The organism is Companilactobacillus sp. (genome assembly GCF_022484265.1).
Taxonomy (GTDB): Bacteria; Bacillota; Bacilli; order Lactobacillales; family Lactobacillaceae; genus Companilactobacillus.
Window position 1 is genome coordinate 727,872 of record NZ_JAKVLR010000001.1, and the last position, 22,833, is coordinate 750,704.

Sequence of the window (22,833 nt, forward strand, 5' to 3'; positions counted from 1 at the left end):
TATTATCCCCCAGTGATTACTTTTGATTGTCTAAATAGTTAGCAAAGTCTTTTGCAAAATAAGTGATGATCAAATCAGCACCTGCACGCTTCATGCTCGTTAGTGTTTCATAAACGACACTTTGTTCATCAATCCAACCATTTTGTGCGGCTGCCTTGATCATTGAATATTCTCCAGAAACGTTATACGCAACTAAAGGCAATTTCGTATGGTCCTTAACTTCTCGCATGACGTCTAAGAATGCCATTGAAGGCTTGACCATGACAAAGTCTGCACCCTCGTTTTCATCACTAATAGTTTCTCTCATGGCATCCAAACGATTAGCAGGATCCATTTGGTAAGTCTTACGGTCGCCAAACTTAGGTGATGAATTAGCTGCATCACGGAATGGACCATAAAAACTTGATGCGTATTTAACCGCATAGGACATGATCGGAACATTGACCAAATCATTCTTATCTAATCCTTCACGAATAGCAGCAACGTATCCATCCATGGCATTTGAAGGAGCGATAATGTCGGCTCCTGCTTTAGCTTGAGAAACGGCCGTTCTTGTAATGTATTCTAACGATTCATCGTTTTGAACATAGCCATCGCGGACGATTCCACAGTGACCAGTTGATGTGTATTCGCACATGCAGCAATCAGCAATAACGATCAAATCTGGATAATTCTTTTTGATCAAACGTGTAGCTTGTTGAACGATACCATCGTCGCTCCATGCACCGGTTCCGACTTCATCTTTATCTTCGTCTTTTGGGAGGCCAAACAAGATAATGGCTTTGATACCATCGTTGACGATTTCTTGGATCTCGTCCAAAACTGTATCCATCCCAAAGTGGAAAACGCCTGGCATTGATTTGATCTCAGTCTTTCCCATTAATCCATCCTCAATAAAAACAGGTTGGATCAAATCAGTTTTTAATACGTGAGTTTCCCTTACTAGATCACGCATAGCTGCGCTAGTTCTTAAACGACGGTGACGATCAAATTTAATCATTATTAATTACTTCCTTCAATTTCTTTTATTATTTCAGTTGCCCCATTGCTTAAAAGCTCTCGAGCAATTTCATTCCCAAAATCTGTTGCTTCATAGACTGAACGATCAGCTGAAGTCTCGTACCATTTTGAACCATCATAGGACGAGATCATTGCATGCATCGTCACAACCGAATCATCCACATGAGCATATGCTCCGACTGGAAAGTTACAGCTGCCGCCAAATGCCGCCAAAAGCTGACGTTCTAATTTGACGGAAAGTCGAGTATCTTTATCATCAATTGAATGAATAATATCGTTAATATATTGGTCATCTGCTCGCGATTCCAGTGCCAAAGCACCTTGACCGGCAGCAGGTAGAATTGTATCTTGCAAACTAAATTTATGATGATTTCCAATATCGACTTGAAGACGATCCAAGCCTGACTCAGCTACGATGACTCCAAATAAATTCAACTCATCGATTTTTTTAAGTCTCGTATCTAAATTTCCACGAATTGGCACGACTTCAATATCCGGCCTCAAATGACGCAACTGCGCCGTCCGGCGAATACTACTCGTACCAATTTTTGCACCTTGCGGAATATCCTTTGTTGAATGCATTTCTGTTGTGGTGATCAAGCAGTCAAATGGAGAGTTTCTCTTCGGTATCCCGGACAGCACTAAGCCTTCTGGCGTTTGAGGCAGAAGGTCTTTTAATGAATGAACTGCAATGTCGATTTTTCCATCCAACAACGATTGCTCGATTTCTTTAACGAACAATCCTTTCCCACCAATCATCTTAATATCAGTCGAATAGTTTTTATCGCCTTCGGTGGTGATGTAACAAAGTTCAAACTGTTTATCCGGATACTGTTCTTGAAGCATCTTAATTGCTAATTTAGTTTGGCACACTGCAAGCTTGCTTTTGCGAGTTCCAACTTTGATGGTCTTTTCCAAAATGACACCCCTTACGCATCCAATTTAAAAATTGTTTTTAAGACGTCTAAATATTGATCAGCATCGTCAGAGGTTGAAAGCTCCTTAATTTCTTTGATGGGTTCTTTCAACATCTGGTTAACAATACTCTTCATATGTTTGCGGATCACCTTTTGTTCGTGATCATCAAGATCAGGCAACTTCTTCAACAAACTGTCATAAACATTTGACTGAATATCGACTGCCTGTTCACGCAACTGTCGAATCACTGGCACAACGTTTAATTGCTTTTGCCATAAAAAGTAATCTTCGATCTCATCCGGAATATGTTTTTTCACTTCGTTGACTAAGTGCATTTTCTCGTCATGATTGTCAGTCACAATCTTAGCCAATCCATCCATATCGTAATAGTGGCAGTTGTCGAGTTGACTGAAGGTACTTAAGTTTCTCGGCACACCAAGATCAACAAAAGTAATCTCGTTGAGATCAGCTTGATTCTCTTGGACCCATTCTGTTGAAAAAATCGGTTTTTTGACGGAGACTGCTGAGATAACAGCATCAGACGTTTTTAAGATGTCTGCTAATTGGTCGATTGGTTTAACAATGATCTCAGCATCGATCTCATCAGCAACGTGTTCAGCACGTGACACGGTCCGATTGACCAGAATAATTTTTTCAAAGCCCATGGTCGATGTGTTTAATAACGCATGCTGACTCATGGTACCCGCTCCGATAACGGTTAAGGTCTTATCAGATAAGTCTTGCAAGTTCTCCTTGATTTGGTGGATGCCAGCTTGTGTTGAAGTCTCAGCGTGTTCGTTGATCTTGTATTCTGAATGGGTCCACTTAGCAAATGTAATGACTTGCTGGAATAAATGATTGAACAATACTCCCGCAGTGTCGGCTTGCCGAGCTATAAAAAAGGCGTTTTTGACTTGGCCTAAGATTTGAGCTTCACCAACATCTGGCGAATCTAATCCAGAGGCTAATTCGAACAAATGGCGCACGGCAATTTCGCCAGTTCTTAATGTTAAATAGTCTGCCAATTCGTCCATATCAAATTTAAACCAGTTTGATAAAAAACGTTTGATGTAATAACGACTAGTGTGAACTTGATCAACAACTGCATAGATCTCAGTCCGTTCGCAAGTTGAAATTATCACGTCTTCTAAAATACTTTTTTCAGCAGCCAAGGCCTTGTGGGCTTCGGCTAATTCATCTTTATCAAAATTGATTTGTTCACGTAATTCAATTGGCATAGTTCTAAAATCAAGTCCCACACAAACTATAAACATATTAATACTTCCAATACTTTCTTATTTCTCGAGCCATTCTTGTAGAGATTCACGCTTCTTTTTAGTTGCGAAAGGATCCTTACCTAAGCTAGAAATTGAGTAAACATAACCGTCGTAACGTAAAGTCGACATATTATAAAAATCAGAATGGTGCTTGTCGCTAGTATTATTAACTAGCTGATGCGAGTATGAATCTTCATAAACTAATTGATTTACTTCTTTGTCGTTGGTACAGGCTAAAACTAAATCAGCATTTGCCAATAGCGGGCGAATATACCGAGATTTGATCCATTTGATCTTAGTGAGATCAAATCTTTCATCGATCGTCGGACTAATGACGGTGATCTGGGCATGTTCTTCAAGCAGCTTCTTGTACTTGCGAAAAGCCACGTGACCACCACCGACAATCGTGACTGGACGATTGGTTAAATCAACCATGATCGGGTACATATTATTCCCCCTTGCCAGAATCTGACATGATCTTTAAAATCTGGTCAACATCAACGTTTTCAACAAATTCCTTAGCTAATTCGTCATATTGCGTTTCCTTAAAGTCTTTTAACGACCCAACAACATTAGTTAATGGTCCTAAACCTTTGCTTTGACGGATGCTATTTAAATATTTTCGAGTCCATTCAGGGTTGTCGAAAATACCGTGCAAATAAGTCCCATAAACTTTGCGATCAGAACTGATTGCTCCATCCATGTGGTCAGCTAAGTTGCCATTAGTTTCATAAATATGAGCTAGTGGTTTGACGCCTTCGTCTAAAATAGTTTTACCCATATGGATCTCGTATCCGTCGACATCGAAGTCTCCAATTTTAGCCTTCGACTGATTAGTCGTCTTAGTATCTTCGTAATAAGTCGTTACCGGCAATAGATTTAAGCCAGCTTGTTCTTCGATATCTGATTCGACTTCATTTGAATCGATCAACTTTTTACCTAAGATCTGATAGCCGCCACAGACACCAAAGACAAAGGTGCCACGACTGTGAAGAGCTTCAATCGCAGTGTCGAACTTCGTCTTCTTCAAAAAAGCGAGGTCTTCGTTAGTATTTTTACTACCGGGAATAATCACTAGATCAGGTGTACCTAATTCATTAGGATTGGTGGCATAGCGGACCGACACATCGGGGTGCATGGCCAAACTATTGAAATCAGTGAAATTAGAAATTTTTGGTAAAACTACTACAACGATGTCCAAATCTTTTGAAACGTCCATAACTTTATTCTTGCGCGTCAAGGCAACTGAATCTTCGTCATCAATTTGGACATTGCTGTATGGCATCACTCCTAAAACTGGCACGCCAGTTAGAGCTTCGATCATGTCGTTTCCACTCGTTAAAAGCGAAACATCCCCACGGAATTTATTGATAATAATTCCTTTGATCCGCTTTTGGTGACGCTTAGGCAATAATTTGATTGTTCCATAAATCGACGCAAATACTCCACCCTTATCAATATCAGCCACTAAAATAACAGGTGAATCTGCAATATCTGCCATTCCCATGTTAACTAGGTCGCGGTCATTTAAATTGATCTCGGCTGGACTTCCGGCACCTTCCAAGATCACATCGTCATATTCATCAGCCAAACTGTTATAAATTTTGGTGATGTCATCTCGAAGTTGCGGTTTAAAATCTTGATACTCAGCGGCACTCATATCCGCAATCACTTTACCATTCACGACAACTTGCGAATCGCTATCAGTTGAAGGCTTCAACAAAATTGGATTCATGCGCACGTCAGGTAAAATACCAGCAGCTTCAGCTTGAAAAACTTGAGCTCTACCCATTTCTTGACCATCAGCTGTGATGTATGAATTGAGTGCCATGTTTTGTGACTTAAATGGGACAACGCTTTCGCCCTTTTGAGCAAGAAAACGACAAAGAGCAGCAACCATCCAGCTTTTACCAGAATCCGATGCTGTTCCTTGAAACATAATTGATTTTGCAGTCATAATTATTCTCCGTATCCTGAAACATAATTCTTTAAGTTTGCGTCGGCATACAACTGTTCTTGATTTTCATAAAGTGGAAAACCAAGCTCACGATGCAGTCTAACAACAAAAGGAACTTCAAGCTTTGCTTCTTGAATCGCTTGGTCGTCTTCAAAGACTTGTTCCTTTTTCCCCTCGGTAATAATTTTACCATCACTTAAAACGTAAAAATAATCGCATATTTCATACATGAAATTCATATCGTGGCTAGAAATAATCAAGTGTTGACCACTCTGTATCAATTGTCTGATCAAGTCTTTCATCCGTTCTTTGCCATCAAAATCTAATCCCGCTGTCGGTTCATCCATCAAGATCCACTCTGGTTTCATTACTAAGACGCCAGCAATTGCCACACGTTTCTTCTGACCGCCGCTCAAATATTGCACCGGTCGATCTCGTAAATCCTCAATATCTAAACTTTTAAAGACCCAATCGAGCCGTTCTTTGATGGTTGCCTCATCCAATTTCAGATTACGCAAAACAAACGCGACATCTTCTTGGACATTCGGATAAAAAATTTGATTGTCGGAATTTTGAAAGACCATTCCTAACTTTGTCCGAAGCTCCCGAAGACTTTTATTGTTATATTTGATTGGTTTGTCATCGAAAAAAATCTGACCAGAAGTTGGTTTTTCTAACCCAACAATATTTTTGAATAAAGTCGATTTTCCAGAACCGTTAGGCCCGACCAAACCGATCGACTGACCAGACTTGCCAAAATCGATATTAATATCATGAAGCTGCATTGATTTATTATCATAACCAAAGTTCACATGTTCTAGCCTGATCATTTTGTCATCCTCAATCTAAATTAAAATCACCATCAAATAGTTTCATCTCAAGACTGTCCTGCATTTTTTCATACTTGATCATCACCTGCATAAACAACATCTTCAGCAAAATTGAGATCGACTCGAGTGAGTTTTTAAAACCTGAATAGCCAAGTCTTAATTGTTGTGCGTGATAGATCCGCATGCATTCGTCTAAAAAGATAAAGATAAAGCGGTAGATCAACATCGTCTGCTCAACAAAAATTTTTGGCAAATGGATCTGCAACAAAACTTTCATCAATTGTTGAAATGGTGTCGTCAATGCTAAAAAGTAAGTACAGACGATAGCGGTCAATGCTTGAACACCCAATACTAATCCTTGATGAAGCGTCACTTTAGAGATTCCAAAGTAAACTGAGCCAATCGGAAACGACCAGTACATGACACTTTGTTTTGACGATGCAGTTACGATGATTCCAATAATGCTCAAAATCAAAAATGGCAAGATCGGATAAAACCACTTCAAATACCGATGCACGGATACGCCAGTCACATAGATGGTGAGGCTAGAAACTACCAACATCGTTAAAAATTTTAACCAGATCAACGGCTGAAAAGCACCAACTAGACCTAGCAAAAAGAAGGTGATTTTTAGCCAGGCATTATTACGTGCCAATTTATTTTCATAAGCGTACTTATCAATCACTAACATTAGCGGTCTTCTTTTCTTCAGCAGCTTTAGCTTCTTGTTCGCGTTTTTGCTTGTTCTTACCCCGCTGGTATCCAAAAATATAAGTGATAATTCCAGTACCAAGACTTCCCTGCAAGGTAAACAATAGCGTTTCGATCTCACCAGATGGAGGCGTCCAAAGTGGATGTGCCCAAACTTTATAATGTGGATCGTTTTTAGTAATCTGAGCTGTTCCTTGATCATCGCTGCCACCGAATTCGCCATGAGAAAATGCCAATGGCACAATTACCAGCGCAGCGACTAAAATGATCAGAATGATATTTTGAGTTTTAGTTTTCATACAATAGTGAACTCTCCTCACTCCAAAGGTTGTTGCTGATGATGAGGTTATAAACAATAACTGTTAATAATCCTTCAGCAATTGCCAGTGGAACTTGTGTAACGGCATAGATTCCCATAAATTTGACCCAAGCCCCGAACACGCCGTGATTTGGATCTGGGAAGACGATTGCCAACTGACAGGCGGTCGTCACATACGTTACTAAATCTGCAAAAAAAGCACAGAGAAAAATCGAAACTTTCTTGTTAACATGCAATTTCTTGCAGATCAATAAGACTACCCAACCGATAATTGGTCCGATGATAGTCATTGAAAAAGCATTGGCTCCCAAGGTTGTTAATCCACCGTGAGCCAAGAGAAGAGCTTGGAATAATAGCACAATAACACCCATTATTACTAAAACGCCTGGTCCGAACATTACCGTTCCCAAACCTACGCCTGTAGGATGAGACGATGAGCCAGTGACTGAGGGTAATTTCAGAGATGATAAGACGAAAACATACGCACCACATAAGGCAAACATCAATTTGGTATTCTTTTGTTTGCTATCTTGTGTAATTTTTTTCAATCTATAAAGACCGTAGATAAAAAATGGAGCACTGACTGCATACCAGAAAATGCACCATTTTGGTGGCAGCATCCCCTCCATGATGTGCATGGCATATACCGTCCCAGGGGCAATTGCGAATCCAACTGCCATGAGCATCATACATTGAACTGTAAAATCTTGACTAAGTTCTTTAATACGATTGAAAATTTTTTTCATCCTGATCCCCTCAAATTGTGATTTATTGAACACTTATTCACGATAATTTATAAAAAACTAAATTACTAGAATTTTTGAGGTTTAGGACTAGAAAATGTAAACGTATGACAAAAGGTTGATAATAAATTAATATATTCGAAATATGTTACTATTTTTTGATTAGCATGGTAGAAAAGTATGGAATCTTCGATTCTGCATTCAAATCAACGACTGGAATTATTTTTTCATTTTCCATCGATGCGTTTGAAATGATGGTCGAGTTATCCAATAGATTCAGCTCTTTCAACAAGTTGAAGATGTCAGAGAACTTACTTGAGATTTTCATCAAAACTAGATTGTCATTGTCAGCAATAAACTTTTGAATTTCTTCAATCGGTTTAGTTGCTGGAACGACAGTCAGACTCTCTTCATCCAACATCAACGGCTTTTTCAAAGTTGCTGCAATTTGTGAAAATGACGATATCCCGGCAACTATTTCAACTTCGATCTGTGTTTCCACTAATTTTTGAATATAACTGAAGGTGCTATAAACCGAGGTATCTCCCAAAGTCAAAAAGCCGACATCATGACCTGACTTCACATCTTTCACAACGTCATTGGCAATTGCTTCCCAACTCTTTTGACGTTCCTCAACATTTCGAGTCATCGGAAAGTGGCGTTCTTTGATCTCAGTTTTGTCATTCAAATATGGTGTAGCAATTCTTAAAGCTGTACTCTTCATGCCATTGTGAGCAATTGGAGTATATAAAATATCTAGTTGATTGATCATCTTAGTCGCCTTGACCGTGATGAGCTCGCTGTCGCCAGGACCAACGCCAATTCCGTATAGTTTACTCATTAACAGCACTCCTTATTGCAGCTCTTAGATGTTTAACGAACTGATTTTGAATAAATTCTGATTCGCCCAGACCGACTAAGTGCGGTGTTGTTTCGAAACCAGCTTTTTGTAATTGCGAATTCCAAGAGTTCTTATCGTCAGATGCCATGTCCTTGTTAGCGTGATTGCCAGCAACTAGCATGAATGGAAAAAGATGAACCTTTTTGATACCGTCAGATTTCATGCGAGCCATTTCCATTTTTAGATCAGGCCAGCTCTCAACTGTTCCCAAATAATTGCGAGTTCCCATCAGCATGTGGTCTAAACAACCATATGCGGTAAAAGCAATATCAGTCGCTGTTCCATGTCCCATGAATAACACTGCTTCATCATCGGCTAAATCATTCATGCCGACTAAATAATTTTTAACATCGCGATAATCAACCAAACTAGTTAATAAAGGCTTACCAATCACAAACTTTTCAAAGTCTTTGGCATATGGAGATAGCAATTTAACAACCAAGTGATACTCATGACCAGGAATTATGTGAAGCGACTGCACAAACAATTGTTGGTACCCGAGTGAGCGGATCTTCTCGATTGCTTCGCTTGGTGTATCAATCTTGATGCCTTCGTTTTTCTCGATTCTTTTCAAAACAACGTTTGAAGTAAATGCTTCAAAAACGTCAGCGTCAGGAAACTTATTTGCAATAGCTTGTTCAGTCGCCTTGATAGTCTTTTTTCGTGTCTCTGGGTATGTAGTCCCAAAACTAATAACTAAAATAGCTGTTTTTGACATTAGTTGACTTCCTCCAATAATTCTTCGAGTACTTTAGAGTTCTTAGGTTTAACTAGTTTCACTTTGGTGAATCCTTTTGAAATCAAGAGTTGTTCAACTTTTTTACCCATGGCCAAAGCTGGGATATTTTGGATCTCAGGAATTTTTTCTTCTATTATACTGTCCAGTAAATCGGTCACTGATGATTTGCTAATAAATAATAGTTTGCTAAATTCAGAAAAATCGATATTTTCATTTGATGAAACTCGACGATGATAAACCGAATCAAAGTTTTTATAGCCAATAATTTCAGAAGTATTGCTTCCCAAAACCACAGTGTCATCAGTGTTGGCTACATCTTCAATCTCAACTACTTGATCAGCAATAACTCCCGACTTCTTCATTTTCTTGGCCAGATGATCACTAGTAGCCAACATCTTAATGTTAAAGATCGACCTTAAATCACGATTTTTCAAATTAAGTTCATCGATGAAAAATTCGAAACTATCCACGTCTTCAAAACAGATCTGCTGATGATTCATGATCTTGCCAATATCGAAAGCTGTTTTTTCATTCTTGCCGCGACGGTAGGTCACCACGCTAGCACCATGATCGCGTAATTCATGAACTAGTTTGTGCGAGCTGTTGTCAGCAATCAAAATCCGTTGTCCAAATAATGGCAAAATGTAGTCAATCTCTTGATGAAGCTTAACAACGTCGCCGACAGCGATAATACTTGGAGAACCAATACCGGTTTCTTCCACTTTTCGACGGACGTCTTTTAAATTACTGATCAAGTTCTTCTGTCGCCATTGCGTAGCCCACTGAATGATGGCCACAGGCGTATCGTCAGAACGACCATTATTGAGTAATTCTGAAACGATCAAATCGAGATTTTCCATTCCCATCAAAAAGATCAAGGTCCCTTCTTGATGAGCAATATTTGGCCAATCAAGCGTGCCGTTTTCTTTTTTCAAATGTGCTGAAATGACATGAAAACTAGATGCATAATCGCGATGAGTCACTGGAATCCCAGCAGCGGCCAAACCAGCTATTGCACTGGTCAAACCTGGCACGACTTCATAATTGATCCCGTTAGCAGTTAAAAATTGTGCTTCTTCTCCACCACGTCCGAGAACATAAGGGTCGCCAGCTTTTAAGCGGACGACTCTTTTTTCATCCAATGAATAATCAACTAACATTTGATTGATCTGAGATTGTTTTACTCGATGATGATGAGGCAATTTGCCAACGTTGATCAATTCCGCATCTGCCTTGGCATAAGACAAGATCGATGGGTCGATCAATCTATCAAACATTACTACGTCAGCTTCTTGGATCCGACGTTTTCCTTTAACAGTGAGTAACTCTGGGTCGCCGGGACCGGCACCGACTAGTGACACTAAGCCATTGTTCATGCTAGTTCCTCCAATTTCATATCTAGGTCAGTTAAGTTTTCAACGACGACCGGATAATCTAACTGCGGACGACGAATGATATAACAGGGAATGTCTAGTTCCTGGCAAGCCTCGATTTTTTCGTTGATACCACCTTGTTTACCACTCTCTTTAGTTACTAAAGCGGTGGCATGAGCATGTTTTAATAAGGCTATATTGAGTTCTTTTTCAAAAGGCCCACGCATCCCATCGACTCGATCGGCAGGAATGCCGATTTTGGTGAGTTTATCGATCACTCGTGTCGTCGGCAATACTCGGACATGAATCCGATCAACGCCCAAACGGTCAACATAATCGCCGACCGTATTGGAACCCGTAGTCAAATAAACATTTCCAGTCGTCTGTTCTAATGCATCGCACACCTGTTGCAAATCGTCTAGCAAGATAATATTTTTATCATCTTCATAGACATTTTGCCGTTCAAACCTGATGTATTTGAGACACATTTTTTTAGCAACGGTCATGGCATTTTGTGAAGCAACTTTGGCAAACGGATGCGTGGCATCTAAAATCAAATCAATTGAAGAATCTTGAACGAATTCTTCTAATTGTGCTTGGTCCATCGCCTTTTGTTGAACTTTATTGTGATGTTTTAAAGCTAAATCGGCCCCGTATTGAGATACGACCGAGATAATAAAATCAATGTTTTTGGACTCTAAAAAGTCAGCTATCTGCAAACTTTCAGTCGTTCCGCCCATCATTAGGATCATATTCTATAGCCTCTTCTCGTATCCTCTTGGTGTGACCATCTTGCCATTAGACTCGTAAGTATGTTGATTACCCACAATTACGATTGTCGTCATGTTGATCTCAGTTTCATCGAGGTCTTTGATAGTTGTGATCTTTTCGATTTCATTTTCACGTGCGACATCTTTACCGATACCAACCACAGTGTCTTCAGACTTATATTTAGTAATAATGTCCAAAGCCTCGCGTAATAACGTTGGACGTTCGCGACTACGAGGATTGTAAAGACAGATCACGAAGTCAGACTTAGCTGCAGCGTCGATCCGGTCTTTGATCACGTCCCAAGGTGTCATGTGATCACTCAAACTGATATGGCAAAAATCGTTCATCAAAGGAGCACCAAGTTTTGCGGCAGCTGCGATGCTAGCTGTAACACCAGGAATGATTTTTACTTCTACTTTACTGTCACGTTTATCGAGTAATTCTAGGATCAAACCGGCCATTCCGTAAATACCTGAGTCTCCACTAGAGACAATGGCAACATCTTGGCCCTTTTCTGCTTCTTCAATAGCTTTGGTACAACGTTCGATCTCTCCACGCATACCATTGCTGATAGTTGGTTTATCGCCGATCATATCCGCGATAATTGCTAGATAAGTTTTATAGCCGACAATAACCTCGGCCTTATTAATGGCATCAATAGCCTCTTGTGTCATTAGTTCTCGCGAACCTGGTCCAATCCCAATTACGTATAACATGTGTTTCCTCCATTATTTATGGCTCAATGCCATGGTGATTTCTTTTCCTTTGAACTGATCAATTGAAACGATATTGCCACTGACATAATTGGCTGAACTAGAAGCAACATTACCAACGCCGACTGTTTTTTTGACAAAATCAGACGTTGGATAGTTGATATCTACAGCAGACAATTCTTCAGCAGAATGAAACTCAGTTTCAGCATTTAGGGTCTTTGCTAAATACAAAATTGCAGCTTCATTTTTCTTAACGTCGATCGATGCAACTGATGCAATCGAATCCCATGCCAAATGATGCATGCTCATAAACAATGCAAAAGTGGTTTGCATCATCTCATAAGTAACGTTCTTACGACAGCCTACACCAAGAACATTAAGTTTGGGAATAACGTGAATGACGTTCACTTGCTTAGCAAAATCAGTTTTATCAGAGACGATAATTACTGGCGCATCAACAATTTCTGGAATTTTTGATTTAGGAATCCTTGTGAAGCCAGTGAGACAATTCACTTTATCCAAATAATATTCTTCGATATAGAGATAAACAGTTTCTTTTTCAGCTAATTTTCGGTTAATTAATTTAGTATTAGCTTTAAAATTAGGATACCAAGCGTTTAATTTCTTAGCCATGATATCCAACGAAGCAACTTTTTCCGTATCAGTTGCTGTCGTGATCACAGGTTCGGCATTCAATTTTGCAGCCAATAATTCGGTCCACTCATTGGCTCCCCCAACGTGACCAGATAATAAACTGATGACGTGATTTCCTAACTCGTCGACAACTAAAACCGCTGGATCAGTCGTTTTATCTTTAATGACTGGCGAAATTGTTCTGACTGAAATTCCAGTAGCCATGATCAAAACTAAACAATCGACTTGTTTAAAAAGTTGTTGAACGGTAAATGTAAATGTTCCTTTTTCAATTGGGACATCAACATTAGGATTTTTTACCCGTGCCGGTGCGTATAGCATCGCGTCCTCGCTGGTAAAAATTTGTTTGACCATCTCGCCTAACTCAGTGCCTTTGTTAGTGATCGAGACGATGGCAATTTTGGTTTTATTTAGTGACATCTTTCTTGCCTTTTCTAAAGCCAGTCGTGAAGGTTGGATCATAAAGATGGGAATAATTGTATTCATCGCCGAGGAATTCACCGACCATGATCAAAGCAGTTCTAGTAATATGAGCTTCTTTGACCTTGTCGCCAATATCTGCCAATGTTCCATGAACTTGCTTTTCATCAGGCCAAGTTGCCTTGTAGATCACAGCAGCTGGTGTAGATTCAGGATAGCCACCTTCGATCAATTCACGGACCACTTTTCTAACGCCTTGAACGGATAAGAAAATGATCATTGAAGTTTGATGTTTGGCAAATGACTGAATAGATTCCTTTTCTGGGACCGGTGTACGACCTGACATTCTGGTAATAACAACACTTTGTGAGATTTTTGGAACGGTATATTCAACGCCCATCTGTGAAGCTGCGCCTAAGAAAGAACTAACACCAGGTACAAAATCAAACGGAATGTCTTTTTTCTTCATCTCTTCAATTTGTTCACGGACAGAACCATAGATTGAAAAATCTCCAGTTTGTAACCGAACCACGTCTTTTCCTGCCTTGATGGAAACATCCATCCGATCGATGATCTCAGGTAGGTCCATTTCGGCTGAATTGTAGATCTCAGCGTCTTTTTTACAGTAGTCGAGTAATTGCTTGTTGACCAATGAACCAGCGTAGATAACGACGTCAGCGGTCTGTAATTTCTTGTATCCCTTTAATGTGATCAGATCTGGATCACCAGGACCTGCTCCAACAAAACTTACGATTGCCATTATTCTTGTTCTCCTTTTTGTGCACTAATAATTATTGTGGGATTTTGAGGCTTAAAATAATGCCCTTTACCTAATTGATGCCACTTAGAAACAGCAACTTGGATCACATCTAAGTCGGTAAAATCTGAATGTTCCAAATAGTCAATGGCTTCAAGAGCGTTTTCGTTCAAAATGAAATTCAACACTAACATTCCTTTGTCAGTTAAATGCTGATACGAGTAGTCAATGATCTGCGACAATTCGCCACCAGAACCGCCAACAAAGATACTGTCGAATTTTTCATCTGGGAGATCTTCTGGTGCGGTTCCTACCTGCAGATCAATATTATTAATTCCAAAATGTTTGATATTCGTCTGATTGATCTCGATCGCGTCAGGATTTTTTTCCAGGGCAACAATCTTCAATTCAGGAAATTCCAAAGCTGCTTGCATACTGACGCTGCCAGTTCCCGAACCAATATCTAAAAAGCTGTTTTTAGCCTGAAGCTGCAATTTGTCCAAACTGATCGAGCGAACCTCCGACTTGGTCATCGGAACTTTGGTTCTAATAAATAGGTCATCTTTCATCTGTTATCAACACCACATTCATTTGATATTTTCGATTCTGTATTTCTGTTTCATTTGTTTTAGTGATCAACTCATCGGGATAGCTCAGATTTTCACCGATAAAAATAAGTCGATGTTGCTGACGTTGTTTGATCTCTTGAGCAATTTCGTAAGGCCCAATTTTGCCGTCAGTCACCATGCAAATTGTTTTGTGTTGCAAAAGAAAATCAAAATCAGGAGTTCTTCCGTGACTGCTAGTCAAATAGCTATCATTCATGGGAATACCGACTCGATTGAATAAATACTGAATCGAACTGATTCCTGGGACCACCACTACTTCTTGATTGGTGATCTCCTTTTTGATCCAGTTAGCGATGCCATACAAGTAAGGATCTCCGGATGCTAACAAGACAATTTTCATGTCAGTATGTTCCAACAAGAATTCCTTGAGTTTCATTAATTTCGGCAAAACCATTTGTTTATCACTTGGTAAATCAAATAAATCCAATTGACGCTTGCTGCCAATGACTAACTCTGCTGCTTGAACCTCTTGAGCAACTTTTCCAATCATTAGGTCTTCTGCTCCCGGGCCAATACCGGTCACCGTGATCATTTCCAAATCTCCTTTAAAACAGCTAAATCTTGTGTCGATGCTAAAAATTTTTGTCCAGAAAAAATCACTGCATCGATTTCAACTTGTGGCTGGCGATGGGCTAATAATTTTTCAGAACGATACTTGATTCGATCAACGATTTGTTGATAGACCTTCTGGTATCCAGCTTTGTCAATATAATCGACCATCGAGATCGTAGTTAAACTGCTATAAACGTCATTGATCAGGGATTGCGGAGCGCCCATCAAGGCAAGATTAGCTACCATGATCTCAGCTCTGGCATCGGCATCTTTACTGTGAGTCGAAAAGACTCCACCGGCAACTTTGATAAACTTCCCAAGGTCTCCGACCATCAAGCAACGTTTAAATCCTAACCGTTGGACTTCATGTAAAACATAACCGACGAAATTGCTCATTTGAACTTGTTTGTCTAGTGGTAGTTTCAAAACATTCTTGGTGAAATCTTCACCGTAATTTCCCGGTGTCAAAATGATGTCTTCATCGCCACGTTCTCGATGAATATTCATCTCAATGGAGATTGAATGTTTCCAGCTTTCTTCAGACATCGGCGTCACAATGCCACTAGTTCCTAAGATCGAAACTCCACCAACAATACCTAATTTTGGATTGTAAGTAAGCTTGGCTATATCAACACCTTCTGGAGCGGAAATGATAATATCGGCACCACGGTCCTCGCCTAAAATATCGCGAACAGATTGTTTGATCATCTTACGAGGCACTGGATTGATAGCGGCCATCCCTGGAGGATTGGCCAGACCCTTTTGAGTCACACGACCGATACCTTTTCCACCATCTAAGGTGATCTCATTGTCATCTCGTAAATTAATAGTTGAGTAGACGATCATCCCATGAGTCGCGTCTTGGTCATCGCCTCCGTCTTTTTTGATGCCGACTGTGGCCTTCTCGGCGTCATATTCAACGCTTTCTAAGTGAAACTCCGCTGGTTGTCCATTAGCAGCATTGACAGTGATTTCCTCCATCGGCTCTTGCGACAACAAAATTTTTAAAGCGGCGACTGAGGCTGCTGTTGCAGTAGTACCAGTCGTAAATCCCTTTCGAAGTCGTTTTCCGTTGTAATAAACGTAATCCTGTTCATTTTTTTCAACCATCAGATCAGTCTCCTTCGATTAAATCTAGGTTGTACAAAATTGCATTGACTAACGCGGCAGCTAAATTGCTACCACCTTTACGATCAATATTTACGATTGATGGAATGTCACTTTCATCAAGTGCAACTTTACTTTCTTTAGCTTCAACAAAACCGACTGGAACTCCAATAACGACCGAGGCATCAAGCTTACCAGCTTGCTGCATGTCGATGATCTTATAGAGTGCAGTTGGCGCGTTACCAACCACAAACATTTTTTCAGTTGGGTCTTGAGCAGCTAATTCAATAGCTGCCATTGAACGTGTGATTCCTCGTTCTTTTGCCAACTTGAAGGTCTCAGGTTCAGCAATCAAGCAGTGATGCTTAACACCCAATTCATCCAATTTGCGTTTGTTGATCCCTGACATTGCCATAGTTGTGTCGGTATAAATTACTCCTTGGTGAGTCAAAACGTGTTTAACTTTTTTGATAGCATCGCCAGTAAAACTAATAGTGTCCAAGTAATCAAAGTCAGCGGTTGTATGAATTGCCCGCTTGATGATTGCTGCTTCAATTTCTGAATTGAATTGATAATCCGGACGAGTTTGATCAATTTCATCTTGGATCATTTCAAAACTCTTATCGGTGATTTGGTTGGGAATCTTGATGTATTTTCTATCTTTCAAAGTTTTTCTCCTAAACAAAAATTAGTCTGATTGCACAAAAAACAACCAAAGTTATACAAGCGGTCACATATAAAATTTGAATCGTTTTAGAAATATCTTTTACAGTAGCTGTCTTACCTGAATCATTTCCAATGAATGGTTTTTTGACAACATCGCCAAAGTAAACGTGTGGTCCACCAAGTTGCAAATCTAATGCGCCAGCCACTACTGATTCAGGATAAGCGCTGTTAGGACTGCGATGCTTGTTGTGATCACGTTTACCTACTTGCCAAGCTTCTTTAAAGTTCAGACGCATCACCAAAGTAGCAAAAGTCATTAACACCCAAGTCAAACGTGCAGGAATAAAGTTAAAGACGTCGTCAATTTTGGCTGACGCCTCACCAATATTTTTGAAACGGGTGTTTTTGTAACCGACCATTGAATCTAACGTATTAACAGCTTTATAGATCATCGCTAACACTGGTCCGCCAATGAGTAAGTACATTAACGGTGCAATCACGCCATCGCTAGTATTTTCAGCAATCGTCTCAATGGTAGCTTTAGAAATTTCTTCTTCATTCAAGTCATCTGTTGTCCGTCCAACGATCATTGAGAGTTGATAACGGGCAGTTTTGATATCGTCTTTTTTCAACGATTTAATAATTTTTCGAGCTTCAAACGCTAATCCTTTAACGGAAATTGTCGTATAGGCTAAGTAAGTTCCAATAATCATGTATGCCCAGTAGTTAAAATGAGCTAGATACATGATCAAGCCAGTCAAAATCCCGGTCGTACCAACAACTATGATCCACATCCAAATTCCTAAATGAATTTGTTTTTTGGGTGAATAATCACCAGCTTCTATTTTCTTATCGATCACATCGATCAACTTACCCATTAACTTAACTGGGTGTGGCCAACTGTATGGATCACCTAAGATAAGATCTAAAATAAATCCAAAAATAGTCATCAAAATAATATTCATTTAAATGACTCCTAACGATTTCAAAATAGCTTTGGCAGCTTCAGTAGATTGATACAGGTGTACATGAAGATAACTAGCAAAAGTGTTTTTCGATTGATAGCCACCCGTCCAAGTGCTAGCGAGTTCTTCATCACGATATTTTTTCATAGTTAAAATTGTTTTTAAATTTGAATTTTCACTTGGTTCAAAAGTTGAATGATGGAATTCGTGCCCATAAATAATGGCTGACTCTTTTCCAATAAAGCAATCTTGGTTAGGTTCTGCTTGGCAGTAACCAAATTTGCGGAGGCGTTTAGTCATCTTGCTAGATCCATCGAAAATGTTGGCCATTTGATGGATCGAACCATCTTCATTGATCAAATCTTTGCCTAAATACATTAGTCCACCGCATTCTGCAAAAATTGGTTTGCCGGCATCGGAAAACTCTTTGATCTCATTTTTCATCGAAATATTATTGGCCAGTTCAGCTGATTTTTCCTCAGGATAGCCACCACCGAGCCAAATTGAATCAACTTTTGGTAAATGAGGATCATTCACTGGGCTGAATGGAACTAATTTCACACCTAAATCCTTGAGCAATTCTAAATTATCGCGATAGTAAAAATTAAAGGCATCATCTTTGGCAATGCCAATTGAGATTGGGTTAGTTGGCAGTTTAGACATTTCCTTAGCAAAAGTTCCCTGATAGGTTAACGGTTGAGAACTGGCTAATTCCAGGATCTTATCCAGGTCGATATTTTCTGAGATCAATTTTGACAATCCCGCGATTTTCGAATCGACTGCAGAGACTTCTGCATCAGGCACTAGTCCTAATTGTCGTGACGGCAATTCTAAATCTTTGTTGAATTTCAAATACCCTAGTACAGGAACATTGGGAACATATCTTTGGATTGCTTGTTTGATCAAGTTGTAATGATTGTCGCTCATGACGTTGTTGATAATGACTCCAGCAATGTTGACAGCTGGATCAAAATCGACAAATCCTTTCACTACAGCGGCAGTTGAAGTCGAAATGGATTTACCACTGACGATCAAAATCACTGGCAGGTTTAATTTTTTAGCCATTGATGCGGTTGAGTGAGCATCCTTGTCGCTACCTAAGCCATCGTATAATCCCATAACGCCTTCAACGATTCCCAGGTCGATATCCTCGGTGTCCTTTTCAAACAAATACTTCAAGGTGTCATCGTCTGGAATCAAATAGTCGTCAACATTGCGTGAGGCATGTCCGGACACGCGACTGTGAAATTTCGTATCGACATAATCAGGTCCCACTTTGTATGGCTGAACTGAATAGCCACGTTGAACCAAAGCTGAAATAACACCTAAAGTGACACTAGTTTTACCCACGCCACTAGTAGCCCCAGCTAATAAAAATTTTTTCATGACTACCTCCTGCAAAGCTTATTTAATTGCTCAACTAGCAGTTGATTTTCAGCATGTGATTTTACCGCTATTCGATAATAGCCTTGAGTTAAACCAACATAGTTGTCACAGTTGCGGATCAAAATCCCTGCGTCCAGTAGCTCTTGATAAAGGTCAAACGTATCGCAATGCAATAAGTAGTAATTCACCGCTGACGGATACATTTTCAGATTAGGAATGTGAGATAACTCTGCTTCTAAAAAGTTTTTTTCATTTTGTAGCCAATCAGCAGTTTTTTTAGCATAGTCTTGATCATTGAACACTTCAGGACCTAACTCAGCAGCAAAGGTGTTGACCGACCAAGGCTCGCAGTAATCGATCAAGGTATTTAAAAATTGTTTATTTGGCAACAATGCCATCCCTAAACGCAGTCCTGGAATCGCATAATACTTAGTCAACGATTTGATGATCACGACTGAATCGTCCTCATTAATTTCACCAGCAAATGTATAGTCTTGCTTGTTGGCGATAAAATCGTTAAAAGCTTCATCGATGATCAGCCAAATACCATTATCGTTGCAATAACTAGTTAACTGACGTAACTGGAACTTATTAACTAACGTACCGGTTGGGTTGTTAGGATTGCACAAGCAAATAGTGTCAATGCTATGATCATTTTTTAAAAAGTTGATCAATTCGTTGACGTCTAAGTTGAAGTCATTTTCTTCTTTGAGAAAATAATGCGTGATCTCTGCACCACTCTTAGTAAAAGCATGTTCGTATTCACCAAAGGTCGGTGCTAACAACAAGGCATTTTTCGAGTTCAAGATCTCAATGATGTTAAAAATCAAATCGACTGATCCATTACCGACCCAGATTTTATTCATATCGTATTGGTATAATTGCGCTAAATTTTGACGTAAATTTTGATAGTTAACGTCCGGATAATAAATTAAATTTGATAACGATTTTTGAATACTGGAAAGTAATTTTTCAGGAACCCCAAGCGGATTGATATTGGCACTAAAGTCAGTGATCGGAACGTCGGACTTCAATTCACGACCGTAGCCACCATGCTTTACTTGCGACATTATTTTTTATCCTCGCTTCTAAAGATATCGATGATTCTTGGAAAACGAGATTTTAATAAAATGTATACTATTTCGGCTAAGATAATGTTCACAACTGAGGCAATTGTTAGTGGCACAAAGTAGACATAAACTGCTTGTTTCAAAATTGGATAAAGCAATACTAATTCCAATGGCACGTTCAAAGCGTATCCAACAACGTCAGACAAAATAATGTATTGCCACTTCATACTGCGGTCGCCTTTTCTGATCCAGCCATAGACAAACATTGTGACCATCATGCAAAATCCAATGATCAAATGTACTGGTAAAGTCAACGGGAACCCTGAAAGCATTGCGGATACCAAATGTCCGAACAATCCTAGAAAAGCTCCAGCAATTGGTCCTAAAGCAATCGCACCAAAGAATGCTGGAAAGGCATCTAAGGCGACTGAACCCATAATTTTAATATTGGCTCCGATAATACATAAAGCTAAAATAATTGCGGTAAAAGTTAATTTTTTGATGCGTGCGTTATTCATAATTTCTCCCTCTTGAAACTATCTAAAAATAATTTTGCTGTTGCGGTACTCCACTTCATCGACGCCTTCTAAAATATTGGCGTATTGCGATAAGGTGAAAAAGTAATCTGAAAGACGATTAATGAACTTTAAAACTTCCTCGTTAATAGGCTCATCTTTCATCAAGTCGACAATTGCACGCTCTGCCCTACGCGTGACCGTGCGATCAACATGTAAGTTAGAAGCAGTTTTGCATCCTCCTGGCAAAATGAACTTCTGAACTTTCGGCAATTCTTTTGTATATTCATCAATTCGTGATTCTAACCACTCAGTTGCGTGATTCTCGGCTGTGAAAACAAACGGCCGCTTAGTTTGTGTTGGCGATTTGGCCAAGTCGGAACCGCAGTCGAATAATAATTGTTGAACTTCAAAAAGTTCTTTTTCAAAAATTTTAGTTTTCTCAGATAAATCAGAAATTGTCAAACCTACAAAAGAATTCAATTCATCAATCATTCCGTATGATTCAACTCTTTTGTCAGACTTATATAAGACGTCGTGACCAATGATGCGGGTTTTACCCTTATCACCAGTGCGGGTGTATATTTTCATAAAAATACTCCATTAATAAGCTTGAATTTTTCTAATATCTCGATAAGTTTGAGGGTTGGCCACCATGATGTGGTTGACCTTTTTCAAATTGATCGGATTACCGTTGACGTTGCTGATTCGATAGCCTAAGGCTTGAACCAACACATTGCCGGCTGCAATGTCCCAAGGGTTAAGCGTTGCTAGATACGCAATATGCTTGCCAGTAATGACTTCAACGAATTCCAAACCAGCACTACCCATAACTCTGATACCAGCGCTACTTCTTGCGATCCTAATCTCTTCAAAGGCATTCTTCAAAAATTGTCTCCAAGAAACGCCAACTAATCCTTCTTTGAGCGGTTGCTCAACTGCCGGATGCAATTTAGTATCGTTGCAATATACGCCGGTCTCAATGCCGCCCCAGTAAAACTCATTATTCATGACATCCATGATCCCGGCACACAATGGCTTTCCATCGTAATATGCGCCGATCATGATGGCAAAGCAGTCATGCTTTTTGACTAAGTTAAGCGTTCCATCGATAGGATCAACGAAAAATACCAATCCTTGCTCGATTTTGGAATAATCTTTAACTTTCTTTTCTTCGCCAATGATGACTGCATCTGGATACTTCTCTGTAATACTTGCATCAAGCATCTGTTCTACCTTGTCATCGATACTCGTAACGAGATCATATTCGCCCGACTTGGTCCGAATATCGTTGATTGAATTCAAATGCTCATGAACGTATTTGTTGGCCGAAAGAATCCAGGATGTCAAATTGTTTAACACTTCTGTTTCGGTCGGTTTCATTTTTTAACCACATCCTCTTTCAAATAATCGATCAATTTATCTATCTCATTGTCTGGAGAAGGATCTTCAACATTTGAAATGTAATAGATTTTGGTTGCTCCAGCTAAGACTAATTGATCTTTTGCAAATTCAAGGTCACCTTCATCTTTAGCACGGTCGATTTTTGTAACTACGCCAATAGCGGGTTTTAAGAACATCCGTGCAAATCCTGGTGAAAAAATTTGTCGATGATCAACGACGCTCTGCATCATGACTACTACGTCAGATGAGTTTGCCGTAACATTTAAAGCCGAATACATCCGGCGATGTTCAGTAAACTCGCCTGGCGAATCGATCAAGTTATCAAAATATTCGATTGACTGCGTTTTGTCATAATTACGTTTTTCATTCATCATGACTTGCTTAAACGTAGTTTTTCCACAACCGACTGCTCCAACTAAAAATGCTTTTTTCATAA

The 22,833-nt window shown here is 39.6% G+C and carries 27 protein-coding genes; all 27 read right to left on the reverse strand.

Annotated features, from left to right (window positions below; translation table 11 throughout):
* Positions 1-16: 16 nt before the first annotated feature.
* The 27 genes from hemB to LKF16_RS03820 all read right to left on the reverse strand — a co-directional run bounded on the left by hemB (position 17) and on the right by LKF16_RS03820 (position 22,831).
* Positions 17-1,000 (reverse strand): porphobilinogen synthase, encoded by a 984-nt coding sequence (hemB, locus tag LKF16_RS03690; RefSeq protein ID WP_291468741.1) that lies wholly within the window; start codon positions 998-1,000, stop codon positions 17-19.
* 2 nt (positions 1,001-1,002) lie between these two features.
* Positions 1,003-1,938, reverse strand: coding sequence for a hydroxymethylbilane synthase (gene hemC / locus LKF16_RS03695; RefSeq protein WP_291468743.1), 936 nt, complete (start codon positions 1,936-1,938; stop codon positions 1,003-1,005).
* Positions 1,939-1,949: 11 nt separating this feature from the next.
* Positions 1,950-3,212, reverse strand: a complete 1,263-nt coding sequence (hemA, locus tag LKF16_RS03700; protein ID WP_291468745.1) for a glutamyl-tRNA reductase — start codon at positions 3,210-3,212, stop codon at positions 1,950-1,952.
* 21 nt (positions 3,213-3,233) lie between these two features.
* On the reverse strand, positions 3,234-3,662 hold the full coding sequence (locus tag LKF16_RS03705; protein WP_291468747.1) for a precorrin-2 dehydrogenase/sirohydrochlorin ferrochelatase family protein: 429 nt from the start codon (positions 3,660-3,662) through the stop codon (positions 3,234-3,236).
* Between the two features lies 1 nt (position 3,663).
* The gene (locus LKF16_RS03710) at positions 3,664-5,172 is read right to left on the reverse strand and encodes a cobyric acid synthase (protein ID WP_291468749.1); all 1,509 of its coding nucleotides are present in this window, start codon (positions 5,170-5,172) and stop codon (positions 3,664-3,666) included.
* 2 nt (positions 5,173-5,174) lie between these two features.
* Entirely contained in the window at positions 5,175-6,002 is an 828-nt protein-coding gene (locus LKF16_RS03715) for an energy-coupling factor ABC transporter ATP-binding protein (protein ID WP_291468751.1), read from the reverse strand.
* A 10-nt stretch (positions 6,003-6,012) separates the two neighbouring features.
* Positions 6,013-6,693, reverse strand: coding sequence for a cobalt ECF transporter T component CbiQ (cbiQ, locus tag LKF16_RS03720; protein WP_291468753.1), 681 nt, complete (start codon positions 6,691-6,693; stop codon positions 6,013-6,015).
* Positions 6,680-7,012: an energy-coupling factor ABC transporter substrate-binding protein gene (locus LKF16_RS03725; protein WP_291468755.1), complete on the reverse strand. Its 333-nt coding sequence runs from the start codon at positions 7,010-7,012 to the stop codon at positions 6,680-6,682. The genes cbiQ and LKF16_RS03725 overlap by 14 nt, the downstream gene beginning before the upstream one ends.
* Positions 7,002-7,721 (reverse strand): energy-coupling factor ABC transporter permease, encoded by a 720-nt coding sequence (locus tag LKF16_RS03730; protein ID WP_291469395.1) that lies wholly within the window; start codon positions 7,719-7,721, stop codon positions 7,002-7,004. Before LKF16_RS03730 ends, LKF16_RS03725 begins: the two co-directional genes overlap by 11 nt.
* A gap of 205 nt (positions 7,722-7,926) precedes the next feature.
* Positions 7,927-8,616 carry a cobalt-factor II C(20)-methyltransferase gene (locus LKF16_RS03735; protein WP_291468757.1) on the reverse strand — a complete coding sequence of 230 codons (690 nt, stop codon included), beginning with the start codon at positions 8,614-8,616 and terminating at the stop codon, positions 7,927-7,929.
* Positions 8,609-9,394: a sirohydrochlorin cobaltochelatase gene (locus LKF16_RS03740; protein ID WP_291468759.1), complete on the reverse strand. Its 786-nt coding sequence runs from the start codon at positions 9,392-9,394 to the stop codon at positions 8,609-8,611. Before LKF16_RS03740 ends, LKF16_RS03735 begins: the two co-directional genes overlap by 8 nt.
* Positions 9,394-10,791 carry a uroporphyrinogen-III C-methyltransferase gene (cobA, locus tag LKF16_RS03745; RefSeq protein ID WP_291468761.1) on the reverse strand — a complete coding sequence of 466 codons (1,398 nt, stop codon included), beginning with the start codon at positions 10,789-10,791 and terminating at the stop codon, positions 9,394-9,396. Before cobA ends, LKF16_RS03740 begins: the two co-directional genes overlap by 1 nt.
* The gene (gene cobK / locus LKF16_RS03750; RefSeq protein WP_291468763.1) at positions 10,788-11,540 is read right to left on the reverse strand and encodes a precorrin-6A reductase; all 753 of its coding nucleotides are present in this window, start codon (positions 11,538-11,540) and stop codon (positions 10,788-10,790) included. Before cobK ends, cobA begins: the two co-directional genes overlap by 4 nt.
* Before the next feature lie 3 nt (positions 11,541-11,543).
* Entirely contained in the window at positions 11,544-12,275 is a 732-nt protein-coding gene (gene cobJ, locus LKF16_RS03755; protein ID WP_291468766.1) for a precorrin-3B C(17)-methyltransferase, read from the reverse strand.
* Between the two features lie 12 nt (positions 12,276-12,287).
* Positions 12,288-13,346 (reverse strand): cobalt-precorrin 5A hydrolase, encoded by a 1,059-nt coding sequence (locus tag LKF16_RS03760; RefSeq protein WP_291468768.1) that lies wholly within the window; start codon positions 13,344-13,346, stop codon positions 12,288-12,290.
* On the reverse strand, positions 13,333-14,106 hold the full coding sequence (locus tag LKF16_RS03765) for a cobalt-precorrin-4 methyltransferase (protein WP_291468771.1): 774 nt from the start codon (positions 14,104-14,106) through the stop codon (positions 13,333-13,335). Before LKF16_RS03765 ends, LKF16_RS03760 begins: the two co-directional genes overlap by 14 nt.
* Complete coding sequence (locus tag LKF16_RS03770; RefSeq protein ID WP_291468773.1) at positions 14,106-14,672, reverse strand: decarboxylating cobalt-precorrin-6B (C(15))-methyltransferase; 567 nt, start codon at positions 14,670-14,672, stop codon at positions 14,106-14,108. Before LKF16_RS03770 ends, LKF16_RS03765 begins: the two co-directional genes overlap by 1 nt.
* On the reverse strand, positions 14,662-15,264 hold the full coding sequence (locus LKF16_RS03775; protein WP_291468775.1) for a cobalt-precorrin-7 (C(5))-methyltransferase: 603 nt from the start codon (positions 15,262-15,264) through the stop codon (positions 14,662-14,664). The genes LKF16_RS03770 and LKF16_RS03775 overlap by 11 nt, the downstream gene beginning before the upstream one ends.
* Positions 15,261-16,394 carry a cobalt-precorrin-5B (C(1))-methyltransferase CbiD gene (gene cbiD / locus LKF16_RS03780; protein ID WP_291468777.1) on the reverse strand — a complete coding sequence of 378 codons (1,134 nt, stop codon included), beginning with the start codon at positions 16,392-16,394 and terminating at the stop codon, positions 15,261-15,263. Before cbiD ends, LKF16_RS03775 begins: the two co-directional genes overlap by 4 nt.
* Before the next feature lie 4 nt (positions 16,395-16,398).
* On the reverse strand, positions 16,399-17,058 hold the full coding sequence (locus LKF16_RS03785) for a cobalt-precorrin-8 methylmutase (protein ID WP_291468780.1): 660 nt from the start codon (positions 17,056-17,058) through the stop codon (positions 16,399-16,401).
* A gap of 10 nt (positions 17,059-17,068) precedes the next feature.
* Positions 17,069-18,022 (reverse strand): adenosylcobinamide-phosphate synthase CbiB, encoded by a 954-nt coding sequence (gene cbiB / locus LKF16_RS03790; RefSeq protein ID WP_291468781.1) that lies wholly within the window; start codon positions 18,020-18,022, stop codon positions 17,069-17,071.
* A complete protein-coding gene (locus tag LKF16_RS03795) occupies positions 18,023-19,408 on the reverse strand; it encodes a cobyrinate a,c-diamide synthase (protein ID WP_291468783.1) in 1,386 nt (461 codons plus the stop codon).
* A 2-nt stretch (positions 19,409-19,410) separates the two neighbouring features.
* On the reverse strand, positions 19,411-20,478 hold the full coding sequence (locus LKF16_RS03800) for a pyridoxal phosphate-dependent aminotransferase (RefSeq protein WP_291468785.1): 1,068 nt from the start codon (positions 20,476-20,478) through the stop codon (positions 19,411-19,413).
* Positions 20,478-20,996 (reverse strand): ECF transporter S component, encoded by a 519-nt coding sequence (locus LKF16_RS03805; RefSeq protein WP_291468787.1) that lies wholly within the window; start codon positions 20,994-20,996, stop codon positions 20,478-20,480. Before LKF16_RS03805 ends, LKF16_RS03800 begins: the two co-directional genes overlap by 1 nt.
* A gap of 18 nt (positions 20,997-21,014) precedes the next feature.
* Positions 21,015-21,584, reverse strand: a complete 570-nt coding sequence (locus LKF16_RS03810) for a cob(I)yrinic acid a,c-diamide adenosyltransferase (protein ID WP_291468789.1) — start codon at positions 21,582-21,584, stop codon at positions 21,015-21,017.
* A gap of 12 nt (positions 21,585-21,596) precedes the next feature.
* Positions 21,597-22,376, reverse strand: coding sequence for an inositol monophosphatase family protein (locus tag LKF16_RS03815; protein ID WP_291468791.1), 780 nt, complete (start codon positions 22,374-22,376; stop codon positions 21,597-21,599).
* A complete protein-coding gene (locus tag LKF16_RS03820) occupies positions 22,373-22,831 on the reverse strand; it encodes a EutP/PduV family microcompartment system protein (protein ID WP_291468793.1) in 459 nt (152 codons plus the stop codon). Before LKF16_RS03820 ends, LKF16_RS03815 begins: the two co-directional genes overlap by 4 nt.
* Between the last annotated feature and the right edge of the window lie 2 nt (positions 22,832-22,833).

Excerpts from the sequence above, each read along its gene's own strand:
- LKF16_RS03800 (WP_291468785.1), bottom strand. The coding sequence starts at position 20,478 with ATGTCGCAAGTAAAGCATGGTGGCTACGGTCGTGAATTGAAGTCCGAC.
- LKF16_RS03775 (WP_291468775.1), bottom strand. The coding sequence starts at position 15,264 with ATGATCACGGTGACCGGTATTGGCCCGGGAGCAGAAGACCTAATGATT.
- LKF16_RS03705 (WP_291468747.1), bottom strand. The coding sequence starts at position 3,662 with ATGTACCCGATCATGGTTGATTTAACCAATCGTCCAGTCACGATTGTC.
- LKF16_RS03770 (WP_291468773.1), bottom strand. The coding sequence starts at position 14,672 with ATGAAAGATGACCTATTTATTAGAACCAAAGTTCCGATGACCAAGTCG.
- LKF16_RS03765 (WP_291468771.1), bottom strand. The coding sequence starts at position 14,106 with ATGGCAATCGTAAGTTTTGTTGGAGCAGGTCCTGGTGATCCAGATCTG.
- LKF16_RS03815 (WP_291468791.1), bottom strand. The coding sequence starts at position 22,376 with ATGAAACCGACCGAAACAGAAGTGTTAAACAATTTGACATCCTGGATT.
- hemA (WP_291468745.1), bottom strand. The coding sequence starts at position 3,212 with ATGTTTATAGTTTGTGTGGGACTTGATTTTAGAACTATGCCAATTGAA.
- cobA (WP_291468761.1), bottom strand. The coding sequence starts at position 10,791 with ATGAACAATGGCTTAGTGTCACTAGTCGGTGCCGGTCCCGGCGACCCA.
- LKF16_RS03725 (WP_291468755.1), bottom strand. The coding sequence starts at position 7,012 with ATGAAAACTAAAACTCAAAATATCATTCTGATCATTTTAGTCGCTGCG.
- hemB (WP_291468741.1), bottom strand. The coding sequence starts at position 1,000 with ATGATTAAATTTGATCGTCACCGTCGTTTAAGAACTAGCGCAGCTATG.
- LKF16_RS03715 (WP_291468751.1), bottom strand. The coding sequence starts at position 6,002 with ATGATCAGGCTAGAACATGTGAACTTTGGTTATGATAATAAATCAATG.
- LKF16_RS03740 (WP_291468759.1), bottom strand. The coding sequence starts at position 9,394 with ATGTCAAAAACAGCTATTTTAGTTATTAGTTTTGGGACTACATACCCA.
- LKF16_RS03735 (WP_291468757.1), bottom strand. The coding sequence starts at position 8,616 with ATGAGTAAACTATACGGAATTGGCGTTGGTCCTGGCGACAGCGAGCTC.
- cobK (WP_291468763.1), bottom strand. The coding sequence starts at position 11,540 with ATGATCCTAATGATGGGCGGAACGACTGAAAGTTTGCAGATAGCTGAC.
- LKF16_RS03710 (WP_291468749.1), bottom strand. The coding sequence starts at position 5,172 with ATGACTGCAAAATCAATTATGTTTCAAGGAACAGCATCGGATTCTGGT.
- cbiD (WP_291468777.1), bottom strand. The coding sequence starts at position 16,394 with ATGGTTGAAAAAAATGAACAGGATTACGTTTATTACAACGGAAAACGA.
- LKF16_RS03810 (WP_291468789.1), bottom strand. The coding sequence starts at position 21,584 with ATGAAAATATACACCCGCACTGGTGATAAGGGTAAAACCCGCATCATT.
- cbiB (WP_291468781.1), bottom strand. The coding sequence starts at position 18,022 with ATGAATATTATTTTGATGACTATTTTTGGATTTATTTTAGATCTTATC.
- LKF16_RS03805 (WP_291468787.1), bottom strand. The coding sequence starts at position 20,996 with ATGAATAACGCACGCATCAAAAAATTAACTTTTACCGCAATTATTTTA.
- cobJ (WP_291468766.1), bottom strand. The coding sequence starts at position 12,275 with ATGTTATACGTAATTGGGATTGGACCAGGTTCGCGAGAACTAATGACA.
- LKF16_RS03820 (WP_291468793.1), bottom strand. The coding sequence starts at position 22,831 with ATGAAAAAAGCATTTTTAGTTGGAGCAGTCGGTTGTGGAAAAACTACG.
- cbiQ (WP_291468753.1), bottom strand. The coding sequence starts at position 6,693 with ATGTTAGTGATTGATAAGTACGCTTATGAAAATAAATTGGCACGTAAT.
- LKF16_RS03795 (WP_291468783.1), bottom strand. The coding sequence starts at position 19,408 with ATGAAAAAATTTTTATTAGCTGGGGCTACTAGTGGCGTGGGTAAAACT.
- LKF16_RS03730 (WP_291469395.1), bottom strand. The coding sequence starts at position 7,721 with ATGATGCTCATGGCAGTTGGATTCGCAATTGCCCCTGGGACGGTATAT.
- LKF16_RS03760 (WP_291468768.1), bottom strand. The coding sequence starts at position 13,346 with ATGTCACTAAATAAAACCAAAATTGCCATCGTCTCGATCACTAACAAA.